The sequence below is a fragment of the Bacillus sp. RE35 genome, assembly GCF_052146655.1.
Lineage (GTDB): Bacteria > Bacillota > Bacilli > Bacillales > Bacillaceae_G > Bacillus_A > Bacillus_A cereus.
In genome coordinates this window covers 2,948,109-2,972,017 of sequence record NZ_CP197377.1, presented here as the reverse complement: position 1 = coordinate 2,972,017, position 23,909 = coordinate 2,948,109, and the positions used below count along the sequence as shown (strand labels likewise).

Below are 23,909 nucleotides of genomic sequence, written 5' to 3'. Positions count from 1 at the left end.
AATATTGAACCAAGGCGTTACTTGCATTATGTGTATGGTTTTACCGAAAGGTTTCAAGTACATTACCCATACAATTATGTAGTTATCCTGAAGCATCTACAGGTGTTCTTATCGACCTTGAAGAACTACTTAGCTTCCTAAGTGGAGTGATTTTATGCAAAATTAAGTGAACGTTTTTGTACATAGATTAGTTGACATTCATATAGATTTTTTCCATTTTCAAAGATAGTTTTGTTTTTTATGTTATTTTTCAAAAATTACTGCTGAAATTTCTATATTCATGACTCAGTATATAATCATTGTTTGATGAAATGACATACCACGTCCCTTAGAGTTTCATACGTATTACGATAACTTAAAGAAAAAAGATAATAGTAGTCAACGGTTACTATTATCTTTTTTGAACTATTTTTCATTAAAATATCCCATCTGCTGTGTTCCTTATTTACTTTTCCAGATTTTATCCTAGTTTAAAATTTATGCATTTGAACTGTTTGTACAATTTGTAGGATTTTTAGCTTTTTTGTCGAATACACTTAATGCAAGGAGGGACATTACATGATTATTAAAGATTATTTCATCAACCTTTCTATTTTTTCTTTATTAGTTAGCGCAGCAATATTTATTCAAGTGTTTACAATTAATTCTAGTCGATATTTCGAAAAGCTCTATGGAGGGATTATTGCAGTTACGTTAATGTTCTTTTCTTTTCCATACATGGGATTTTCCTACGATCTTCGAGTTGTTCCTCTTATTCTATCTTTTATTTACTTTGGTCGTATTGCTGGTTGGATTACGCTAATTAGCATAATATTAATGCGTATTTTTTACATTGGAGAGTATTGGGAACCTCCTGTGATTGCTTATTTATGTATGGGGATTCTATTTTCTACTTTTAAAACTTATTTTAAAAAACTACATCCTTTTAAAAGTGCATCGTTATATTTTTCTGTTTTTATTGGAATAAAGTGGTTAGTTGGCGTATTATTTAATACTACATTACTTTACACAGGAGGCCTATTATATATAGCGTTAGGACTTTTAATTGGGCTATTTCTTATGGAAGCCTACCAGAGATTGTATTATTTAACACAGGACTTATCTAAAATGAATCGAGAATTAAAAAAATCGAAGCAAGAACTTACAGATACCGTACATGAGCTTCAAGGAGGAATTTTTAAATTTAAAAAAGTGGATAAGCACTTTATACACACTTTATGTGATGGACAGTTTTATTATCAAAACGGATTTTATTCTGAACAGGTGGTAGGAAAAAGCTTACGTACTATTGATGCTTCTATTATTCCTCCACATTTAGTTCCACAATTGATGAAGTACTATCTCCAGGCATGGGAAGGAAAAGAAATTATATTTGAATTACCTTGGCCAAATGATAAAACTATTATTCTTATTGCGCTTAGGCCAATTAAACGAAATGGACAAGTTATTGAAGTTGTTGGTTCTACAGTTGATATAACCGAAAGGAAAAAGGTAGAATCAGAATTAAGCGCTACCAAAGAATTATTAGAATCATTTATAAAGCATAATCTAGATGCTATTACCATTTCTGATAGAGAAGGGCATATTTTACAAGCCAATAAAGCTTATGAAAAGATATTTGGGTGGTCATCACAAGAAATCATAGGTAAGAGATTACCTTGTGTACCGGATTTTTTAATGGAAGAATCGCTCGAAAATATTCAGAAAATTCTAACAGGAGAATCGGTGGTTACTAGATTAGAAACTGTTAGACAACGGAGTGATGGGAGTCTTCTTGATATCAGTCTGACAGTTTCTCCTATACTAGATGTAAGAGGAAATGTGATAGCTTTATCAGCAATATGTAGAGACATCTCTGAAAGAAAACAAGCAGAAAGAGAACGGCATCGATTACACCAGCAATTAAGAGATAGTGAAATGAAGTACCGTGCACTAATCGAACAAGCAACTGATGCGGTATATGTAGTAGAGCTGAATGAAGATAATGCTCCAAGTCGATTTATTGAGGTAAACCCTGTTGGGTGTAGAAGATTTGGATATAGTAGAGAAGAGTTGCTCTCATTATCATTTTCAAATATAGTACCACAAGATTCTCAAATAATCGTAAGGTTATTAGAAAAAATTAAAAAAGGACAAACTTCCTTCACTTTGCAAGATGAATATGTTTTCCCAACAGGAAAAGTAATAACAACTGAGTTTAGTGTTCGTGTTTTTAACTTAAATGGTAAAAAAGTTTTTCTAAGTATTTCTCGTGATATCACTGAACGGCTAAAAACAGAAGAATTATTACGAAAATCTGAAAAACTTGCTGTTGTAGGACAATTAGCGACTGTAATGGCTCATGAGATTAATAATCCATTAACTGCAATGAAAGGGTTCATGCAATTACTAAAATCAACGGAAAATGAGAATAATCAGGGTTATATTAATATAGTATCATCAGAGATTGAGCGTATAGAGAGCATAACAACTGAATTTATGGCGGTAGCCAAACCACAGGTAGTAAAAATGCAACCTAATAACATTAGTGTGCTAATGGATCAAGTTTTAATGCTACTACAACCTCAAGCAATGATGCATAATATAAAATTTAGAATCGATCTTAACCCTGGTATTCCATTGATTTCATGTGAAGGAAATCAATTAAAACAAGTATTTGTTAATATATTAAAAAATGCAATTGAATCTATGCCGATGGGAGGGGAAATTCTGATTCAAATAAATATACTTGATAATAATCAAGTAAGCATTCGTTTTATCGATCAAGGGTGTGGGATTCCAAAAGAACGTATACCATACCTCGGAGAACCTTTTTATAGTATTAAAGAAGAGGGGATTGGCTTAGGATTAATGATCTGTTATAAAATCATTGAAACACATCAGGGAAAGATATTTATTAAGAGTGAAATGAATAAGGGGACTACAGTTGAAGTCACTCTCCCTATTTGTACACTTCAAAATTAAGATATTCTCTTACTGAAATTTTTTAAGAAACCATACAGAATGTAATGCCAATGTTACTTAATGAAATAATAAAGAGAAGAACACTGGTAAATGTACCCTATAGAATAGATACTTGAAAAAGCCTGTTATAAAAACATCCTTTCTTTAGAACCAAAAGAAAGGATGTTTTTAATATTGTAATTTTTCCTGGAGACATTTCAAATTTTTACTTGTAATACATTTTTTAACTAATTTTGGTTAAGTTAGTTAAAAAGGCATTATTTTTAAGGAGCATATTCACATATAAATATCCCTCATTTTTAAAATAGAAATTTCTAAAAACTATATATAGGTTCTTTTTGAAAGGAAGGGTATTATCAATTGAAACCACATGAAAAAGTACCTGTTCACTCTATAAAATCTTTGCAGGAATTAATGCAATTACTAAAAAAATCTAAAGATTTTATAACGTTGGAGATCGCTTCAAACAAATCCTCTATAGTCATTTCATATTTTAGAACCTTAATCGATGTAAATATATTTCATGAAGAGGTTTTAACTTATATAAAAGAGAAGAGCTTCGATTCATTACAAGATATTCGGTCTGTCTTACCCTTTGAAAATTCAAAAATAACAAATCAAATGGAAGATATTCAGGATAGTATTTTAAACGGCTATATACTTATTCAGTTCGATACAGATAAATTAAATGGCTTGTTAATCAATGTGGCAAAGAAAGAAAAAAGAGATATTACAAAAGCTGAAATTGAATACAATATCGTGGGTCCACAAATCGCGTTTGTTGAAGATTTAGATGTAAACTTAAATTTAGTACGTAGAAAGCTTCCAACACCTTATTTACAAATGAAGGAATTGAAAGTAGGCTCTCTATCTAACACAACCGTTGCGATTGTATATATTGAGGGAATTGTAAATAATCAAAATCTACAAGAAATTATAAAAAGGGTGAGTCTAATAAAAACAGACCACGTTTTGGATAGCACGTATTTGATGCAGTTAATTGCAGACAACCCGAATTCTATATTTCCTCAATTTTTGAATACAGAACGACCAGACCGTGTAGCAGCTGTATTGGCAGAAGGGAAAATTGCACTTTTTGTAGATGGCTCACCTTATGCGATCACTCTTCCAACAACATTAATTGACTTTTTTTCTACCACAGAAGATTACACCATGCCTTGGATTATTGCCTCTTTTTTTCGTCTATTAAGGCTTTTTGCTTTTATGTTTTCTGTCTTAACGACTCCATTATATGTTGCAATCTTAACATATCATTACGAGCTTATTCCAAAAGAACTTCTTGAAACGTTAATCATATCGAGAAGTAAAGTACCTTTTCCTCCATTAATTGAAGCGCTTTTTTTAGAAATAACGATTGAATTACTGAGAGAAGCGGGGGCACGTTTACCAACTAAAGTGGGTCTAACTGTCGGTATAGTAGGTGGTATTGTAATTGGACAGGCATCTGTAGAGGCAAGTCTTACAAGTAATGTACTTATTATTATTGTTGCACTTTCAGCGCTTAGCTCATTTACAGCACCAATATATCGAATTGGTAATACAATTCGAGTAATTCGTTTTCCTTTTATAATATCTGCACACCTGTTGGGTTTATTAGGAATTGTTTTAACAAGCTCTTTGCTTTTAGCACGTTTATTACGTACAGAATCATTAAGACGTCCTTATTTGTTTCCTTTTTATCCTACACGCCCTACAGATTGGAAAGACAGCATTATCCGTTTGCCGATCTCAGCGATGTTTCGACGTCCTATTTTTTCAAGATCTAAACAGCGTTTTCGTTTTAATCCAGAAGAGGTAGAGAAAAATAAAATCAAATCACGAAATGATTTTGATGATTGAAATTAACAGGGAGGAGCATTATGAAACAGATCCCAATTGAGTATCAAGTCTCTCCATATATGGTGTTTTTTTTAATTATTACTATACAGATGGGGGTTGGTATGCTTGGTTTTGAAAGGATTAGTGCAAAATTAGTTGGAAATGATGCGTGGATTAGCACGCTGCTTTTTGGAATATCTGTTAATCTTATGATTTGGATTATATATCAGATTTTAAATCAGGGTAATGGAGATATCATTGCAATCAATCAAGACGTACTTGGAAAATGGATTGGTGGATTGTTCAACTTCATTTTTTTATCTTATATTGTATTGTTAGGTGCAACAACACTACATACCTATATCGAAGTAGTACATGTTTGGATGTTTCCTTCCATTTCATCTTGGATTATAGCAGGGGCTTTTTTGGGTCTATGTTATTACATTGTGACTGGAGGATTTCGTGTAGTTGCTGGAATCGGCTTCTTTGGAATCGTTATCCCAAGCATTCTAATCTTCACATTTTTTTATCCTTTGCAGTATGCAGATTTCCAAAATTTATTTCCAATTGCACAGCATTCATTCCTAGAAATTATGAAAGGAATGAAAGGAAATATGTTTAGTTTTTTTGGATTTGAAATGTTATTGTTATACTACCCATTTATTAAAAAGGCAAGAACGTCTCAAAAATATGCGCACTATGCAAATTTAGTAACGACTATTGTCTACACATACCTTATGATTTTAACTCTTGCGTTTTTTAGTGAAAAACAACTAGCGAGCGCGATATGGGCATATTTAAGCATGATTAAAATTATACAATTTCCCTTTATAGAGCGGTTTGAATACATTATTGTTTCTGTTTGGGCTTTTTTTATATTACCCAATGTTTCCTTTACATTATGGGGAGTAAGTCGTGGTATAAAAGAGGCACTGGGAATAAAGCAAAAATATGTTTTGCCAGTTATCATCCTGTTCATCTTTGTTTTATCATTTTTCTTGAATAACCGTAATAAAATTAACTTATTAAATACTTGGACAGGTCAAATTGGCTTTGTATATATATATGTATACCTACCTATATTATGGCTAATTCAAACCGCCAAAATAAAGTTAAGGAGATAAACATGAAGCGATGGATACTTTTCCTTATAGTAAGTGTCTTCTTAATAGGTTGTGCTAAAACGAAAATTGTGGATGACATTGACTTAGTTCAAGTTGCGGCATATGATACCGAAGCAAAAGGTAAGCTAAAAGGAACCTTTGCGATTTCAGCTTATAAAGGAGGCGGGGAAGGTGAAACGAAAATCTATTCAGCATCAGGCCAGACTGGTAGAGAAGTTCTTGCAAGAGCATCCGAAAAATCTTCTGGACCTCTAGAGTTGGGGCAATTGCGTGTTATTATATTTAATGAAAAAATAATTGATAAGGGAATGCAGGAAATTTTAGAGACTTTGAACCGAAATCCTAGTGTAGGAAATGCAATTTATTTAGCAATTACAAATGTAAAAGGGGAATCACTATTAAAGGGGAATTATTCTGAAGAAAAAGAAATTGCTTCCTATCTATCCTCTTTACTGGAGCAAAATATGGATAATGGAACGCAGCCAAAAACAAATTTTTTTATGTTTTTAAACCAACTTAATGATGATGCGAGAGATTCATATTTACCGATAATATCTAAAAAAGGTAATGTGTTGGAGTTAGATGGAATAGCACTTTTTAAAAGATGTAAAATGGTTGATAAAGTAAACCCTAAAGATTTATTTGTATTTAAATTGTTGACAGATAATTTTAAACAAGGTACATACCAATTCAAACTACCTGGTTCCTCAAATACTTACGCCACGATAGAGAATATAAAAGCTAGAACAAAATATAAGATGGAGGGGAATAGTAAGCATCCATTCGTAAATGCTCATATTCAAGTTAAAGCTGAAATTCAAGAATTTACAAAAACAAAAAATCTAGATAATCCTAAAGAAATAAAAAAATTAGAAAAAATTATGGAAAAAGAAATAGAAAAAAAAGCAACTACATTGATAAAAAGATTTATTAAAAAAGACACAGATCCTATAGGACTTAGAAAGCTTGGTAGAACTCACGTAAGAAAATGGAACAGTCAAGAATGGGAAGAATCCTATAAACATTTACGTTTTCGTGTAACAGCTGATGTAAAAGTAACCCAATCTGGTGTTACAGAATAAATCAAATAAGATATGGAAAATTTTAACAAAAAAATATAGTCTCGCAGGAGATTAGGGAGAAGAGAAACGATTAACAAAGAATTTCATAAACATTAAGATGCTTTGTTAATCGTTTTTATACCTGTAGCTTTATCACTTATAGTAATCATAATTATAATAAAAGAACACCGAAATAAATTCCCGATACCACATAATTATAAGAGGACAATAAAACATCAAGATATAATGTATGCTTTATCTGGAAAAAAGAATTTAAGTACTTAAAGGTTAAACACTTAACTTTAAAATAGTACATTCGTTGCTTGTAGCACTTCAATTAGACTGTGTCCCCGAAAGTTAGAAAGATCAGTTTATTAAATAGCCTCTAGGGAATGAGCCTAGTACAATACTGGATTCATTTCCTTTTATTTTTCCTTGATTCTTTCATGATTATAGTACTTTATATACTTTGCTAATTCTTGTTTAAATTCTGTTATACTTTCAAATTCTTTCGATACAGAAATAGACATACAAAAACGCCATTCTTTCTTATAAATCTACAGAAAGAATGGCGTATTCTTCAAAAGTGAGTTCCTTTATTGAAAAGTTTTAGTTCTATATGACAGATAAAAGGGCAAGCAACGCTAAAATAGCGAGAAATCCTTGTTTCATGATAATTGATTTATTGGATGTGAAACCTCCGAAAATAGCTGCTACCACTATACAAATGATGAAAAATAATTGAATCATATAACCAATGGGATTGTTTCCAAGTATAAGTCCCCGAATGAGGCCAGCTGCTAAGAATTCATTATATAAACCGTTTGCAAATTAATTGTCTAAGTATTTCTAAGTTTAAAGAGTACAGTGTCTTCGTTTTTTATTGAATCAACTTTTACATGTTGGTTCAATATTTTCTATTCTCTTGGAACTTAGTTCTCGTTTACTTCTCACAAAAGCAATAAAATCTATTATCTCTTCTGTTGACAGTGCTTCTCCATCTATTAAAAGTGTTGGATCTGGATCGTTTAGGAGTCTTGTAATATCAATTACATCTTTGTTTTGATGTGAATGTTCAATTCGGCCTAATATATAATCTACAGATGTATCAAATAAATCGGCTATTTTTGATAAAGATTGTAATGAAGGTAATCTATAACCATTTTCATACCCGGCATAGGTGCTTTTCGCAATCCCAAGTCGATCTGCTGTCTCTTGTAAGGACCATTTTTGATTTTTTCTTAATTTAGATAAACGTTCCAGCATTCGTCTCATACCCCATCTAATTTTATTAAATTAATTATAACATAGAAAAAGAATCAAGAATAGAAAAAAAGTACGCGTATTGAATACAAAATCTTGATTAATTCAAATTAAGTTCTATAATGATAAATATAAATACGCATTACGCGAACGCTATATCGTTGTTTATTTTATGGAGGGGTTGTGTATGAAGAAAATTTTATTACTTGCAACTGGTGGGACAATTGCATCTGTGGAGGGGAATGAGGGGCTTGTTCCAGGATTGTCCGCTGAGGAATTATTGAATTATTTTTCGAAGTCTTCTCGAAACTTAGAAATAGATTGCAAAATCTTAATGAATATTGATAGTACCAATATGCAACCTGAGCACTGGAAAGAAATAGCTAATGCTGTTTTTAATCACTATGATGACTATGACGGGTTTGTGATTACACATGGAACGGATACGTTAGCTTATACATCTTCTGCGTTATCTTATATGCTGCAAGGTTTAAGAAAACCAGTTGTTTTAACAGGTTCACAAGTACCTATTAGTTTTAAAAAGACAGACGCAAAGAAAAATGTAGCTGATGCTCTTAGGTTTGCCTGTGAGGATGTTGGCGGTGTGTTTATTGTTTTTGATAGTAGGGTGATTATTGGGACGAGAGCAGTTAAAATGCGAACAAAAAGTTATGATGCATTTGAAAGTGTGAATTATCCATATGTTGCTGAGGTAAATGAAGATGAAGTGAAATATCATTGGAAGCCGACTTCCTCACATAGTGAACTTTCAATAAATACTAATTTATGTACGGATGTTTTTCTTATGAAATTGTATCCAGGTACAAAGCCTGAGGTATTTGATTGTTTAAAAGATTTGTATAAAGGGATTATTATTGAAAGTTTTGGAAACGGTGGATTACCTTTTGAAGGAAGGAACTTGCTTTCGAAAATTCAAGAGTTGACTGAAATGGGGATTGCTGTAGTGATTACTACTCAATGCCTGGAAGAAGGAGAAGACATACTTCTCTATGAAGTAGGACGGAAAGTGGCGCAACATCAAGTAATATTGTCTGGAGATATGAATACGGAAGCCATCATAGCAAAATTGATGTGGGCGCTTGGGAAAACTAATAAATTAGAAGAGATTAAAAAAATTATTGAAGAGCCTTTAGCCTACGATTTAACAATAAAATCTGATAAGGATTGGTAATGACTTCATATGATTTATTTAGGTTTTACATTTAATATGGGGGAGAAATTAAAATGGCAATGACAAACAAGAACGTGCGAGTGGAGAATGATTTTTTGGGAGGAAAGGAATTACCTATTGAGGCATATTACGGAATTCAGACTTTACGCGCTGTTGAAAATTTCCCGATTACAGGGTATAAAATTCATGAAAGTTTAATTAGAGCGTTCGCAATTGTAAAAAAAGCAGCAGCGCTTGCGAATACAGATGTAGGAAGATTGGAATTGAACAAGGGCGGCGCGATCGCAGAAGCTGCTCAAGAAATTCTTGATGGAAAATGGCATGATCATTTCATCGTAGATCCAATCCAAGGCGGAGCGGGTACTTCAATGAACATGAATGCAAATGAAGTCATTGCCAATCGTGCGCTTGAATTATTAGGGATGGAAAAGGGAGACTATCATTATATTAGTCCAAATAGTCATGTAAACATGGCGCAATCAACAAACGATGCATTCCCAACGGCGATTCATATCGCAACGTTAAATGCATTAGAAGGCTTATTACAAACGATGGGTTATATGCATGATGTATTTGAATTAAAAGCAGAACAGTTTGACCATGTTATTAAAATGGGTCGTACACATTTACAAGATGCTGTGCCAATCCGTCTTGGACAAGAATTTAAAGCATACTCTCGCGTACTTGAACGTGATATGAAACGAATTCAACAATCGCGTCAACATTTATATGAAGTGAACATGGGGGCAACTGCAGTTGGTACAGGCTTAAATGCAGATCCAGAATACATTGAAGCAGTTGTAAAACATTTAGCTGCAATTAGTGAACTACCACTAGTTGGTGCAGAAGATTTAGTAGATGCGACGCAAAATACGGATGCGTATACTGAAGTATCTGCAGCACTGAAAGTATGTATGATGAATATGTCTAAAATTGCAAATGACCTTCGCTTAATGGCATCAGGTCCACGTGTTGGTTTAGCAGAAATTATGTTACCAGCTCGTCAACCAGGTTCATCTATTATGCCAGGGAAAGTAAATCCTGTTATGCCAGAAGTTATTAATCAAATTGCGTTCCAAGTAATAGGTAATGATCATACAATTTGCCTTGCTTCAGAAGCAGGACAATTAGAATTAAACGTGATGGAACCAGTACTTGTTTTCAATTTACTGCAATCGATTAGCATTATGAATAACGGTTTCCGTGCCTTTACAGATAATTGCTTAAAAGGAATTGAAGCGAATGAAGATCGCTTAAAAGAGTATGTTGAGAAAAGTGTAGGAATTATTACAGCCGTGAACCCTCATATCGGTTATGAAGCAGCAGCTCGCGTTGCGAAAGAAGCAATCGCGACAGGGCAATCTGTTCGAGAACTTTGTGTGAAAAATGGTGTATTGTCACAAGAGGACTTAGAGTTAATTCTAGATCCATTCGAAATGACACACCCAGGGATTGCAGGAGCAACTCTTTTAAAGAAAAATTAAAAGAAGAGGGGGGACAAGTCCCTCCTCTTTGTTTACAATATAGGGATTTTATATGTGAATAGAGGTAGGGAGATTATAAGTAAGTAACAGTGGCATTTAATAGTTCATAGAAACAAAATTAAGAGGAGCAGCAATATAATCAACATCACTTTTAAGTTAGTTAACATTGTTATCGTGTCCGCTATTTGGTTACTTAATACTTTAATTCATGTTTTTACCAATTATTTATTACCTCAAAATGCAAAGTTTTTGAAAATAACTATTTTAGATGTGAGATGAAAATAGGGGATAGATACTTAGCATTTAATAAAAAAAGATAAGATTACGAAATGTAATCTTATCTTTTCATTAAGAATAATGAATTGTAGCTTTAAGGCTTCAGAATGACTTTTATACAGTCGTCTTCACGATTATTAAAAATCTGATAACCATAACTCGCTTCTTCAAGGGGAATTTTGTGTGTAATAATCTCTTTTGGATCAAATTCTTTATTTGTTATTTTTTCAAATAGTTCTGGCATAAAATGAATGACAGGTGCTTGTCCCATTTTAAGATTAATATTTCTAACCCAAAATGCACCGAGTGGAAAGGCGTTATAATTGCCACCATAAACGCCGGTCATTTGAACCGTTCCATATTTTCTTACGGCTTTCGTAGCGATTTGAATAGGACCGAGAGTTCCACCTTGTAATTTTAATTTTTGTTCCAGAAATTCTAGAGGCGATTTTTTTCCATCCATCCCCACACAATCAATAACTACATCAGCACCGCCACGTGTAATTTCCTTTAAATGTTCTCCCATATCGGGGAATTTTGTAAACTCAAATACCTCAACATTGTTAATCTTTTTTGCATAATTCATCCGATAATCTAAGTAATCCACTGCAATTACACGTTTAGCACCTTGCATCCAAGCGAATTTTTGTGTCATTAATCCAACAGGTCCACAACCAAGGACGATAACAGTATCACCTGGCTTAACGCCTGCGTTTATTACACTCCAATAGGCTGTTGGTAAAACATCTGATAGAAATAGTAGGGATTCATCTTCAAGTTCGCATGATTCCGGTATAACAAATGGAGTGAAATTTCCAAAAGGAACTTTTAAATATTCTGCTTGTCCGCCCGGATGATTACCAAATTTCTCTGTATAACCAAAGTATCCACCAGAATCGTAATGAGGGTTTGAGTTATCACATTGACTTTCCATTTCATGTTGGCAATAGAAACAATGTCCACAAGAAACGTTGAATGGGATGACAACACGATCGCCTTTTTTCACTTTAGTGACATCTGGCCCGACTTCTTCAACGATTCCCATTGGTTCATGGCCGATAATGTATCCTTGAGGTAAGGGCATGTTGCCTTGATATAAATGTAAATCAGAACCGCAAATAGCGGTTGAAGTAATTTTTACAATAATATCATCTTTTTTCTCTAATTTTGCATCATCCACTTGTTTAACCTGTACTTGGTTTGGTCCTTGATAGGTTACAGCCTTCATCTCATATCTCCTTTTGGATTATGTCTCAAAACATAATTTTATTTAATCTCTTGGTGAAATAGAAATCTTTCTTTTGTTTACTGAAGGGAATTAGAAAGTATACATAGTGTTGTTATGAAAGTATGTTATATCAGTTATTCTTTCTTATATGTTTTGCCCTACTTTAAGAAAAAAATCAATTTTTATTCATAATCTAATTTCCATAAAAAGGATAATTATTTTTTCATAATTTGTAGCATATTAAAAACATCGGAGGTGAAACAATATGGGAAAAAATAATAGTGGAAGTCGTAATGAAGTATTAGTTCGAGGCGCTGAACAAGCTCTTGATCAAATGAAATATGAAATTGCACAAGAGTTTGGTGTACAACTTGGTGCAGATACAACAGCTCGTTCAAACGGATCTGTTGGTGGTGAAATTACAAAACGTTTAGTAGCAATGGCAGAACAACAACTTGGTGGTAGAGCTAACCGCTAAGTAAATTGGCTTAAAATATAGCAAATATGTAAATCAATTTCTTTTGTGTATTCATAAAAATAAAAAACCTTATATTAAACAGATTCTCACTCAAAGATTATTGATAATCTTCTTTCATAATCTTTGAGTATTTAATTTGTAAACTACTTTCCTAAACAATAAACACGCAGTGTTGGAAAGGTGTTTTCCATGCATAGTAGAAAATCTTTTGCAGGAAAAAGCATACTTAAAAATTTGATTTCAATATTGAAATCAATATTTATTATGATATTTTCGAAAGGTAGGAATTTAAAAATGGGTATATTAAGTGGAAATCCTCAAAATGAACCTTTACATTACGGAGAAGTATTTGACATTTGGAGTTATCTTCTTGCTGCACAGGGTGCAATTGCAAGCCATCAAGTGTTTATGAATCACACAGGTGATGAAGATTTGAAGAAGTTTTTAGAAGGCTTAATTGAAAATGATATGAATTCGGAAATAGAAGAATTAAAAGCTCTTTTAAAGATTAATGGGGTCGCTTTACCGCCTGCTCCTCCAGAACGACCAGTTGCATCTATCGAAGACATTCCTCCTGGAGCACGTATTAATGATGTTGAAATTGCTGCAGCTGTTTCTACAGGATTAGCAGCTGGACTTGTGACATGTAGTCAAGTAATGGGAAAATGCCTTCGAGAAGATGTAGGTATGCTATTCGGACAATTTCATATGAAAAAAGCGCAGGCAGGTGTAACTCTGCTACGTTTAAGTAAGAAAAAGGGATGGGTAGTTCCACCTCCATTACATGTAAGAAATTCTGACCAAGCGTAATAAACAAAAATAAAAAAGTGGCGTTGGCCACTTTTTTATTTTTTAGGTGTATCCTCAAGCTTGGACTTATTTATTGTGGAAGAATCCATATATTCATCTGATATCTCCATAGCGTATTTATCATGGGGAATATGATTATGTTCTCTTAATTCATTGTCATTACGCAGTACTAACTTCTGCATATAAATGTGGAAGAAAACTTCTATTCCGCCAATAATTAAAGCAGCTAAAAATGAAGAAAATCCAATATTACGAGTAGCATCTAAATTAGTAAACAAGGATGTTAATAACCAAATTCCAAAGAAGCTTAAACCGAAATCTGCCATTGTAGCAATCGCATTTCCGTATTTAGGTAAAATGAAGAGATCTCCGATTAAATAGGCAGTTCCCGTAAGAAAAAGAGAAATTAGTAATACTCTAGGAATTGAAATGCCTTGAAAGATACTGAGCATGATTAGCAATACTGCAGTTATCGCTGTGTACTTAATTAATAAAGCAACAATATGTTTCATCATTTTCCTCCATTGTTTAAACGTATATGGAATAAAATATTTCATTAAAAACGGATTATGCTTTTATATAGCGTAACCCGTTTTAATCACCCTTTAATGGTAAGAAGTACAACCTGGGTAAGAAGCAGGCTTATACTATGGATAGTATTTGCGGAATATCGAGCTTTATTCATAAAGGGTAGTTCCATTCTTATAATAGAGAGGTTGCCTAAGTACAGTTTTTTTCATATTAAACTTAATATTTTTGGTGTTTTGATTTTGTATCATATTCTGATTCGTTAATATAAAAATAAACAAAGTATTTTCGCGTTTAATGCATCTTTTTATCTATATATTTTCCGTAATCAGGCACAGCAATTTTATCAAATTCTTGAACGAGTGTTTTGAGGCTTGTTGATAGCAATTCACCCGACATAGGTATCCCGTGTCCAGTAACAGCGGTTAGAGGCTTTAACTTTTCTAGCTTAAGAACTGACTCTTTAGCGGCTTTCCAGTCTGTTGTTAAATAACGAGGCGGACCGCTTATTTCCTGTTCTTGAGTTATTACTTTATACAGATACTCCTGTTTCACTGTAACAAAAGCGTCCCCAGCAATTAAAGTTCGGTCTTTTTCTCGGAATAATGAAATCTGCCCTGGAGTATGTCCTGGTGTATGAATCCATCTAAACTCTGGCATATGGGGAACAGTTCCATCAATAGGTAGCGCTTTTATGTTATTTCCTAAGTCAATTGGTTCGTTTGGGAACAGAGGAGACATTTTCGCTACCATACCACCTTCAACTGTAGGGTCTGGTTCTGGATAGCTTTGTTGTCCAGTCAGGAACGGTAGCTCCATTTGATGTGCATAGACGGGAACATCCCAATACTTGATGAGTTCAATTATTCCCCCAACATGATCAAAATGGCCGTGAGTTAAAATAATTACTTTTGGGCGACTATTGGTACCAAATCGATCCTCAGCGATAGAGATAATTTCATTTGCACATTTAGGCATTCCAGCATCAACTAAAACAAAATCATTGGTCTTAGGATTTCCAACAAAGCATATATTGACGATTTGAATCGTGTAACAAAATAAATCAGGCAATACTTCGATGCCGTGACCACTTTCAATTGAAGTTGCTGGAATAAACTTGTAATCACTTCCATAATTCATTTCATTGTCCAATTTTTCTCCCCCTTAATATATTTTAATACGACATTATAGTTCCCTAATCTTGAAAATTCATTTTGGCGAATTTGAGAAAAGAATTAATGCGGGATTAAAAAACAATAATTTAGTCCTAGAATTAAGAGGGATTCATATCAATTTATATAAAGTGCAAACAAAAAATATTGTTTTTAAAGTCACAGATTCTACTATTCTTGAGGCGAATTTATGGCTTAATAAAAGATTTATAAAGATATTACAATATGGATTTATATAAAAAAGACATAACAAAGTTCGATAGAAATCCATTATGTCTAATGATTGCTTTTCATAATAAAAGAATGTTTAAGTTTGGTGATGTAATTGAAGTGAATTAGAGGGGAAATAGAAGTGATGATCTCTTCCTAACTTAATTATATCATGTAATTTACGTTCGAAATAGACTGTTTCTTCTCATTTACTACTGTTACAATCAAGAACACATGAATAGTAAGGAGAGGTGCCAAATGAGTTCTTTCGTTCTCGATTTTCAGGAAATAGAAAAAACGCAGCTTTTTCTCGTTGGTGGAAAAGGATTGAATTTAGGGGAGTTATCCAATATTCAAGGGATACAAGTGCCAGAAGGGTTTTGTGTTACAACGGTAGGGTATGAACAGGCCATCGGAAAAAATGGAGCGTTTCAAACTTTATTGAATCAATTAGCAATGCTAAAAATTGAGGAACGAGATCGAATTGGTGAAATTAGTAAGCAGATTAGAGAAGTCATTATGGCGGTGGAAATTCCAGTTGATGTAGTGGAATCAGTAGCTCATTATCTCTCGCACTTTGGCGATGAACATGCATATGCAGTGCGTTCGAGTGCTACTGCTGAAGATTTACCGTATGCCTCGTTTGCTGGTCAACAAGATACGTATTTAAATGTTATTGGAAAAGAAAACATTTTGCAGCATATTAAAAAATGCTGGGCTTCTTTGTTTACAGATCGGGCGGTTATATACCGAATGCAAAACGGTTTTGATCATAATCAAGTTTCTATATGTGTTGTCATTCAAAAAATGGTTTTCCCTGAGGCTTCAGGGATTTTATTTACTGCGGATCCGATTACTTCGAATAGGAAGGTGTTGTCAATCGATGCCAGCTTTGGACTTGGCGAGGCGCTAGTATCTGGATTGGTTTCTGCCGATAATTATAAGGTAAAAGAAGACGAAATCGTCGAAAAGGTCATCGCAACGAAAAAATTAGCCATCTATGGACGAAAAGAAGGCGGAACAGAGAGAAAGAAAATTGCTCCTAATCAGCAAAAATTTCAAACACTTACTGAACAACAGATTTTACAACTAGCACGCATCGGAAGACAAATCGAAGCTTATTTTGGTTGTCCGCAAGATATTGAATGGTGCTTAGTTGATGATACAATTTATATAGTCCAAAGCAGACCGATTACGACTTTATATCCAATTCCAGAAGTAAATGATGGGGAAAATCACGTATATGTATCGGTCGGTCACCAGCAAATGATGACTGATCCTTTGAAGCCATTAGGAATGTCTTTATTTCAGTTAACATCTTTCGGACCAAGGTTTCAAGCTGGGGGAAGGTTGTTTGTTGATGTTGCACAAAGATTGGCTTCACCTGCAAGTAGGGAGTTTTTATTAAATACAATAGGTGAGTCGGAGCCGCTTATTAAAGATGCATTAATGACTGTAATAGAGCGAGATAATTTTATCAAATTGTTACCGGATGATGAAAAAGAAAATAGTAAGAGAATGCCGCCTGCAGGCTCACAACCACAAATCGAAAATGATCCAGCAATCGTTACGGATTTAATAAAGAATAGTGAAGCATCGATCGAAGAGTTAAAACAAAACATTCAAATGAAATCAGGATCAGATGTACTTAGTTTTATTTTAGAAGATATCCAGCAATTAAAGAAAATATTATTTGATCCGCAAAGTATGGCTGTAATTATGGCAGGTATGAATGCTTTATCATGGATCAATGAAAAAATAGAACAATGGCTAGGGGAAAAGAATGCAGCAGATGTACTTTCACAATCTGTACAACATAATATTACGTCAGAAATGGGGCTAGCGTTATTGGATGTGGCAGATGTGATCCGGCCGTATCCGGAAGTCATTGCGTATTTACAGCATGTAGAAGATGACAGATTTTTAGATGAATTAATTCAGTTTAAAGGCGGGGAAAAAGTTCGGGATGCAATCGATGCCTTTCTAAATAAATATGGAATGAGATGCAGCGGAGAAATTGACATTACGAAAACGCGCTGGAGTGAACAGCCAGCTACAATTATACCGATGATTTTAAATCATATAAGAGACTTTGAATATGGTGCTAGTAAGCGGAAGTTTGAAGAAGGGCTGCAGGAAGCTTTGAAAAAAGAAGCAGAGCTGTTAGAGCGATTGCAGCACTTGCCGGATGGGGAACAAAAAGTAGAAGAGACGAAGAGAATGATTTGTAACCTCCGCAATTTCATCGGTTATCGTGAATATCCGAAATACGGCATGATTCATCGTTATTTCATATATAAGCAGGCATTACTGAAAGAAGCAGAGAAACTTGTGCAAAATAATGTTCTGGATGAAATAGAAGATATATACTATCTAACTTTTGAAGAACTTCACGAAGTCGTCCGCACAAATAAACTAGATTACAAGATTATTCATAAACAAAAAAATGCGTACAAATTATATGAAAAACTAACACCTCCGCGTGTTATCACGTCTGATGGAGAAATCATTACAGGTAAGTACAAACGCGAAAATCTCCCGGCTGAAGCAATTGTAGGTTTGCCTGTTTCTTCTGGAGTGGTTGAGGGGAGAGCACGCGTTATTTTAAACATGGAAGACGCGAATTTGGAAGATGGAGATATATTAGTTACGGCATTTACCGATCCTGGGTGGACACCTTTGTTTGTTTCTATAAAAGGGTTAGTCACTGAAGTCGGCGGGCTTATGACGCACGGAGCAGTGATTGCACGTGAGTATGGCCTGCCAGCAGTTGTTGGAGTAGAGAACGCTACGAAACTAATAAAAGGCGGGCAACGAATTCGGGTACATGGAACAGAAGGATATATTGAAGTGTTGTAGTTGTATTTTAGATAAATAAAGAAATCGTCCACTAAATATAGTGGACGATTTCTTTATGATTTTAATAGTTTTATCAACTTTCATCAATATTTTCTGAAATATTGATGAATCAGAATGTATGTTCATCTAAAACAAAGGATTTTTTCAAAAATATTACAAATTCAGACAATGCATTGATAATTTTCTGAATTTTCCGTAATATATAAACGTTGTATCTTATTTAATATTGGGGAGGAATAGGGATGAAGAAAAAACCTTTTAAAGTGCTGTCTACGCTTGCGGCGGCAGCTGTGCTTAGTTGCACATTTGGGTATGGGGGTCAATCTGTTTATGCGGCAACGCCGTCTAATGGAGGAACTTTAAGTCCCATTGATGAAAATTTAATTCAAGAGGAGCGTTTAGCAGATGCGCTCAAGAAACGCGGTGTAATTAATGAATCTACGTCGAAAGAAGACACATTAAAAGCTGTTGAAAAATACGTAGAGAAGAAAAAAGGAGAAAATGCGGGAAAAGAACCAGCAGCGGGGGATAGTGTTACGAGAGAAGCGGCTGACTTTTTGAAAAAAGTTAAAGATGCAAAAGCAGATGAGAAAGAAAAAGCAGATCAACCTGCTAGTGGTCCAGTAGCGGGACAAGAGCCGGTTAAAGGGGGATTAAACGGCCAAGTACCAACTACTTCAGCGAAGCAAAAACAATATAACGGTGATGTTCGTAAAGATAAAGTTCTCGTATTGCTAGTAGAGTTTGCGGACTTTAAGCATAACAATATTGATCAAGTACCAGGTTATATGTATTCAAATGATTTTAATCCAGAACATTATCAAAAAATGTTATTTGGTAATGAGCCATTTACACTCTTTGATGGTTCAAAAGTACCAACATTTAAACAATATTATGAAGAGCAATCTGGCGGTAGTTATACAGTAGATGGCACAGTAACAAAGTGGTTGACAGTTCCTGGTAATGCGGCAGATTATGGCGCAGATGCAGGAGATGGCGGTCATGATAATATGGGACCAAAAGGACCTCGTGATTTTGTAAAAGAGGCATTAAATGCGGCTGTAGAAAGTGGTATTGATTTATCTGAATTTGACGAATACGATCAATATGACAATAATGGTGATGGCAATAAAAATGAACCAGATGGTCTGATTGATCACTTAATGGTCATTCACGCTGGAGTTGGGCAAGATGGGGGCGGTGGTAGACTAGGTGATGATGCAATTTGGTCACATCGTTGGCACCTTGGAACACCATATCCAATTGAAGGAACAAAAGCAAAAGTTGATAACTGGGGCGGTAAGATGGCAGCATACGACTACACAATTGAGCCAGAAGACGGAGCGGTTGGTGTATTCGCACATGAATTTGGTCATGATTTAGGTCTTCCAGATGAGTATGATACGAAGTACACAGGAGCAGGTGAGCCAATTAACTCCTGGTCTGTTATGAGTGGCGGTAGCTGGGCTGGTAAAATTGCAGGAACAACGCCACCGAGTTTCTCTCCGCAAAACAAAGAGTTCTTTCAAAAGAACATAGGTGGAAACTGGGCCAATATTGTAGAGGTTGACTATAATAAATTAAATCGTGGTATTGGCTATGCGACGTATTTAGATCAAAGTGTAACGAAATCAAATCGTCCTGGTCTGATTCGTGTTAACTTACCAGATAAAGAGGTGAAAGGTATTCAGCCTGCATTCGGTAAGAAGTACTACTATAGTACAAAAGGTGATAACCTTCATACAACATTAGAAACGCCAGTGTTTGATTTAACAAATGCAACAAATGCGAGGTTTGATTATAAATCAATGTATGAAATTGAAACGGATTATGACTTCCTTGAAGTACATGCAGTGAAAGAAGATGGTACGAAAACGTTAGTGGATCGAATTGGTGAAAAAAATGTAAAAAATGGTCTAGACACAACAGATGGTAAATGGGTAGATAAGTCTTATGACTTAAGCAAATTCAAAGGTCAAAAAGTAAAATTAGTATTCGAATACATTACAGATGGTGGTTTAGCGCCGACCGGTTTTACTTTTGATAATGCTACATTAACTGTAGATGGAAATGTTGTGTTCTCTGATGATGCAGAAGGCGAAACGAAATTTAAATTAAATGGTTTTGTTGTAGCAGACGGTTTTGATAAGAAGAAGCATAACTACTATTTAGAGTGGAGAAACTATGCTGGTGCTGATCAAGCGTTAAAATATAGCAGTGGTGTACCATATAATACAGGTCTGCTAGTATGGTATGCAGACTCTAGCTTTACAGATAATTGGGTTGGTTTACATCCAGGTGAAGGTTTCTTAGGAGTTGTTGACTCTCACCCAGAGGCAATTGTTGGAACACTAAACGGCAAACCAACTGTTAAAAATAGTACACGATTCCAAATCGCAGATGCTGCGTTCTCCCTTAACCAAACGCCAGCATGGAAAGTGGTATCTCCAACACGCGGAACATATGATTACAAAGGATTACCAGGTGTAACGAAGTTTGATGACTCTAAATTGTATATAAATGATTTAATCCCAGATGCAGGACGTAAATTACCGAAATTTGGATTGAAATTTGAAGTAGTTGGACAAGCAGATGATAATTCTGCAGGTGCAGTTCGTTTATATCGTTAATAATGTAGAAGCTGTTGAAGGGGAGTCCTTTCAACAGCTTTTTTTACAGAAACATAAATTTCAAGTTATTAATAAAATAATAGAAATTACTAAGCAAGCGGGCTTATTTCTTTAAGCCAGCAGCATAAAAAGGTCCATGAACTGCGATTGTTGATAAAAAGCGAGCAATCTCCTCAGGTGTTTCTTTTTGTCCATTATTTAACCATTGTTGGATGACACCTATATGTGCAGATGCCATATAAGAAGTTAAATATTCGCTTGGAACAAGTAAATTCTCCTTATTAATGAGAGGACCATTCGTATCTTCAAATAATGTTTTCCACATAAAGTCTTTCAGTTTTGTTTGGAAAGATAAATCTCCTTTCGGACTTAGTACAGCTCTCATAAAATCACTATTTTCATTTAGAAATTCAAGAATAGAAGTGATAAGTATAAATGGCATTGTTGGAGAAGGATTTGATCCAAGGTCAGCAATAACTTCCGGGAATTTCTGTTTAGCAATGCTAGAAAACTCGTACATAATGTCTTCTTGGCATTTTGTCATTAAATCAAATTTATCTTGATAGTGCGCATAGAAAGTACCGCGATTAATGTTTGCTTTCGTTGTAATATCTTTCACTGTAATGGCGTCAAAACCTTTTTCTTCAATTAGCTCCACCAATGCATTTCGTATGGCAGTTTTCGTACGAACAACACGCAAATCTAAATTATTATCGCGCAAAGCATATCCCTCCTTAATTTTACTCAACACATTTGGAAAATGTGTCTTATAACCAACACATTCACGATTTTTGATTATTGTATAAGGTTCAACTCGAACATATAATTCAAAATATAAATAAACAACACGTTGTTGGTTATTATAGATCAAATTAAGGGAGGAGAAAAGAAAATGTTTAAAAATAAACTTTTATTTTTATCACCAGTTATTGCACTACTTGTTGTTTTTATTTTTTCATTAACGCTATTTCCAACTGTTCAACCGCAGCCGAAAAACTTGCCAATTGCAATTGTAAATGAGGATCAAGGTGTAGAAATTCCAAATCAACCGAAAATGAATATGGGGCAAACGATCGTTGATAACATGAAAAAAACAGCGAAATCAGAGGAAGAACCCGCAGTGAAGTGGGTAGAAGTAAAAAATAAAGAAGCCGTTCAAAAGGGATTAAACAATAAAGAGTATTACGCGGCATTAGTCATCCCGAAAGAATTTAGCGCAAAACAAGCGTCGTTACGAACACCACAGCCATCTTCACCTGAGATAGAAATATATATTAATCAAGGAATGAATACGGCTGCATCAACTATGGCAGGGCAAATATTACAGGCGATTGTTGATAATATGAACAATACTGTTCGTACACAAATATTAGAAGGATTGAAAGCAAAAGGAGCTACTGTAACAACAAATCAAGCTGAGAAATTAGTAACACCTATTGTAAAGAACGTGAAAAATGTGAATGGGGTCGGCAAAAATAGTGCGAACGGTAACTCACCAATATCATTATTCCAGCCGTTATGGATTGCAAGTTTAGCTAGTGCAGCGATTATTTTTATTGCGATTAGTAAAATGCCAGTAAGCTCAAGAAAAGAAAACTTTCTGTTAAAAGTAAAACAAATCGTAACAGGAGCTATTGCGACACTTGTAATTGGGTTTGGTCTTACATGGATTGCAGATGGGATGGTAGGGTTAAATATTTCGAACTTCACGGATACAGCTCTATTCTTATCCATTACTTCTTTTAGTTTCTTCTTAATGATATCTGCAGTACTATCATTAGTTGGGCTAAAAGGAATCGGTTTATTCGCTTTATTACTATTCTTCGGGGCACCGTTATTATCATTAGCACCTGAGATGTTGTCTCCGTTTTATCAAGACTGGGTTTACTCATGGTTACCAATGAAATTTATGATTGAAGGCCTAAGAGAAATCTTCTTCTTCGGAAAAGGGTTAAGCTGGAATACACCTGTTACTGTACTCGTTTGGATTGGTATAGTAAGTATGGTTACTATATTAGCAACTGCACTCAAACGTAGTGTAGTAAAAGGGCATAAAACAGAATTGAACGCTTAAAAACAAGCCGTTTCACTAATTAGTGAAACGGCTTGTTTGTGATTTTTTCTCAATGTAAATGCTTGATTGTTGAAAAGTGTAGTGTTTAGAATTAAGGCGAAATCTTTAAAGATCGCGTACGTTCCAAACAATCTCACCACGTTCATCATCCCACGTACTGTGATGCCGCTTAAATCCTATCTTTTCTAGTACCCGGAGGGAAGCGATATTCCAAGCACCTACAGTCGACCAAAGTCTTTGGCGCCCAGTAGCAATCGCCGCGTCCAGTACAACAGATGCGGCCTCAGTCGCATAACCTTTACCATGAGCGCTGCGGAACAACTCGTATGCAATCTCCGGCTCTTCAAGTGTGGAACGACCGATAATTAAGCCACAGTACCCAATGAAATCGCCTTCGTCTCTCCTTCGAATAGTGAGAAGGGAAATACCATTTTCGTCTGCCTTCTTGCGCATCTCAATAAGCCGGTTACGAACGGAATCAACGGCTGGAATGTCCACGCCACGTTCGCCAATTAATTTGCTCAGCCAAACGGAATCGGATTCCTCCCACATACTAAGCTCAAGTCTTTCGGTTTTCAGCTGGAAGGCCATAGTTTTAAATAAAGATGGCATAGTGGTACCTCCTAGTTATATGACTGGATTCATAATAGCTTCGCATCTCAACACCACATCTGGTTGGAAACCTGATTCATTCGCGAATTTATAGCAACAGCGTAC

General features: G+C 34.8%; 17 protein-coding genes and 2 pseudogenes. 11 read left to right on the top strand and 8 right to left on the bottom strand.

Annotated elements, in window-relative coordinates; genetic code table 11:
* Nucleotides 1-558: 558 nt before the first annotated feature.
* The 4 genes from ACTL4X_RS15385 to ACTL4X_RS15370 all read left to right on the top strand — a co-directional run bounded on the left by ACTL4X_RS15385 (nucleotide 559) and on the right by ACTL4X_RS15370 (nucleotide 7,009).
* Nucleotides 559-2,964, top strand: a complete 2,406-nt coding sequence (locus ACTL4X_RS15385) for a PAS domain S-box protein (protein ID WP_000584286.1) — start codon at nucleotides 559-561, stop codon at nucleotides 2,962-2,964.
* A 360-nt stretch (nucleotides 2,965-3,324) separates the two neighbouring features.
* Entirely contained in the window at nucleotides 3,325-4,824 is a 1,500-nt protein-coding gene (locus ACTL4X_RS15380; protein WP_000802296.1) for a spore germination protein, read from the top strand.
* Nucleotides 4,825-4,844: 20 nt separating this feature from the next.
* A complete protein-coding gene (locus ACTL4X_RS15375; RefSeq protein WP_000809697.1) occupies nucleotides 4,845-5,927 on the top strand; it encodes a GerAB/ArcD/ProY family transporter in 1,083 nt (360 codons plus the stop codon).
* Nucleotides 5,928-5,929: 2 nt separating this feature from the next.
* Complete coding sequence (locus ACTL4X_RS15370) at nucleotides 5,930-7,009, top strand: Ger(x)C family spore germination protein (protein WP_000832874.1); 1,080 nt, start codon at nucleotides 5,930-5,932, stop codon at nucleotides 7,007-7,009.
* Between the two features lie 404 nt (nucleotides 7,010-7,413).
* Here ACTL4X_RS15370 and ACTL4X_RS15365 read toward each other — a convergent pair.
* From ACTL4X_RS15365 to ansR, 3 genes and pseudogenes are all read right to left on the bottom strand, one after another.
* Nucleotides 7,414-7,500 (bottom strand): annotated as a pseudogene (locus ACTL4X_RS15365) (IS3 family transposase); the annotation flags it as partial.
* Between the two features lie 103 nt (nucleotides 7,501-7,603).
* Nucleotides 7,604-7,819 (bottom strand): annotated as a pseudogene (locus tag ACTL4X_RS15360) (DUF1304 domain-containing protein); the annotation flags it as partial.
* 57 nt (nucleotides 7,820-7,876) lie between these two features.
* Nucleotides 7,877-8,254, bottom strand: coding sequence for an HTH-type transcriptional regulator AnsR (gene ansR, locus ACTL4X_RS15355; RefSeq protein ID WP_000893569.1), 378 nt, complete (start codon nucleotides 8,252-8,254; stop codon nucleotides 7,877-7,879).
* A 184-nt stretch (nucleotides 8,255-8,438) separates the two neighbouring features.
* On the opposite strand from ansR, the gene ansA reads away from it, so the two are divergent.
* Both ansA and aspA read left to right on the top strand, forming a co-directional pair.
* Nucleotides 8,439-9,443: an asparaginase gene (ansA, locus tag ACTL4X_RS15350; RefSeq protein ID WP_000722302.1), complete on the top strand. Its 1,005-nt coding sequence runs from the start codon at nucleotides 8,439-8,441 to the stop codon at nucleotides 9,441-9,443.
* 53 nt (nucleotides 9,444-9,496) lie between these two features.
* On the top strand, nucleotides 9,497-10,927 hold the full coding sequence (gene aspA, locus ACTL4X_RS15345) for an aspartate ammonia-lyase (protein WP_001251924.1): 1,431 nt from the start codon (nucleotides 9,497-9,499) through the stop codon (nucleotides 10,925-10,927).
* Between the two features lie 370 nt (nucleotides 10,928-11,297).
* Here aspA and ACTL4X_RS15340 read toward each other — a convergent pair whose 3' ends face one another.
* Nucleotides 11,298-12,431, bottom strand: a complete 1,134-nt coding sequence (locus ACTL4X_RS15340) for a zinc-dependent alcohol dehydrogenase (protein ID WP_000649086.1) — start codon at nucleotides 12,429-12,431, stop codon at nucleotides 11,298-11,300.
* A 265-nt stretch (nucleotides 12,432-12,696) separates the two neighbouring features.
* Here ACTL4X_RS15340 and sasP point away from each other — a divergent pair, with 265 nt between their 5' ends.
* Together sasP and ACTL4X_RS15330 are read left to right on the top strand one after the other, a co-directional pair.
* Nucleotides 12,697-12,909 (top strand): small acid-soluble spore protein, SasP family, encoded by a 213-nt coding sequence (sasP, locus tag ACTL4X_RS15335; RefSeq protein WP_000517671.1) that lies wholly within the window; start codon nucleotides 12,697-12,699, stop codon nucleotides 12,907-12,909.
* Nucleotides 12,910-13,203: 294 nt separating this feature from the next.
* Nucleotides 13,204-13,719, top strand: a complete 516-nt coding sequence (locus ACTL4X_RS15330; protein ID WP_001986359.1) for a DUF3231 family protein — start codon at nucleotides 13,204-13,206, stop codon at nucleotides 13,717-13,719.
* Nucleotides 13,720-13,754: 35 nt separating this feature from the next.
* Here ACTL4X_RS15330 and ACTL4X_RS15325 read toward each other — a convergent pair whose 3' ends face one another.
* Nucleotides 13,755-14,231, bottom strand: coding sequence for a YndM family protein (locus tag ACTL4X_RS15325; RefSeq protein WP_033695836.1), 477 nt, complete (start codon nucleotides 14,229-14,231; stop codon nucleotides 13,755-13,757).
* Between the two features lie 310 nt (nucleotides 14,232-14,541).
* A complete protein-coding gene (locus ACTL4X_RS15320; protein WP_000368283.1) occupies nucleotides 14,542-15,399 on the bottom strand; it encodes an MBL fold metallo-hydrolase in 858 nt (285 codons plus the stop codon).
* A gap of 488 nt (nucleotides 15,400-15,887) precedes the next feature.
* On the opposite strand from ACTL4X_RS15320, the gene ppsA reads away from it, so the two are divergent.
* Nucleotides 15,888-18,488, top strand: coding sequence for a phosphoenolpyruvate synthase (ppsA, locus tag ACTL4X_RS15315; RefSeq protein WP_033695837.1), 2,601 nt, complete (start codon nucleotides 15,888-15,890; stop codon nucleotides 18,486-18,488).
* Between the two features lie 242 nt (nucleotides 18,489-18,730).
* Nucleotides 18,731-21,118, top strand: a complete 2,388-nt coding sequence (locus ACTL4X_RS15310; protein ID WP_000728991.1) for an immune inhibitor A domain-containing protein — start codon at nucleotides 18,731-18,733, stop codon at nucleotides 21,116-21,118.
* A 103-nt stretch (nucleotides 21,119-21,221) separates the two neighbouring features.
* Here ACTL4X_RS15310 and ACTL4X_RS15305 read toward each other — a convergent pair whose 3' ends face one another.
* The gene (locus ACTL4X_RS15305) at nucleotides 21,222-21,839 is read right to left on the bottom strand and encodes a TetR/AcrR family transcriptional regulator (RefSeq protein ID WP_001205505.1); all 618 of its coding nucleotides are present in this window, start codon (nucleotides 21,837-21,839) and stop codon (nucleotides 21,222-21,224) included.
* A 171-nt stretch (nucleotides 21,840-22,010) separates the two neighbouring features.
* Between ACTL4X_RS15305 and ACTL4X_RS15300 the strand changes: the two genes are divergently transcribed.
* Nucleotides 22,011-23,192 (top strand): YhgE/Pip domain-containing protein, encoded by a 1,182-nt coding sequence (locus tag ACTL4X_RS15300; protein WP_033695839.1) that lies wholly within the window; start codon nucleotides 22,011-22,013, stop codon nucleotides 23,190-23,192.
* Between the two features lie 105 nt (nucleotides 23,193-23,297).
* Here the strand turns inward: ACTL4X_RS15300 and ACTL4X_RS15295 are convergent, their stop codons facing one another.
* On the bottom strand, nucleotides 23,298-23,804 hold the full coding sequence (locus tag ACTL4X_RS15295) for a GNAT family N-acetyltransferase (protein ID WP_001139523.1): 507 nt from the start codon (nucleotides 23,802-23,804) through the stop codon (nucleotides 23,298-23,300).
* Nucleotides 23,805-23,909: the final 105 nt, after the last annotated feature.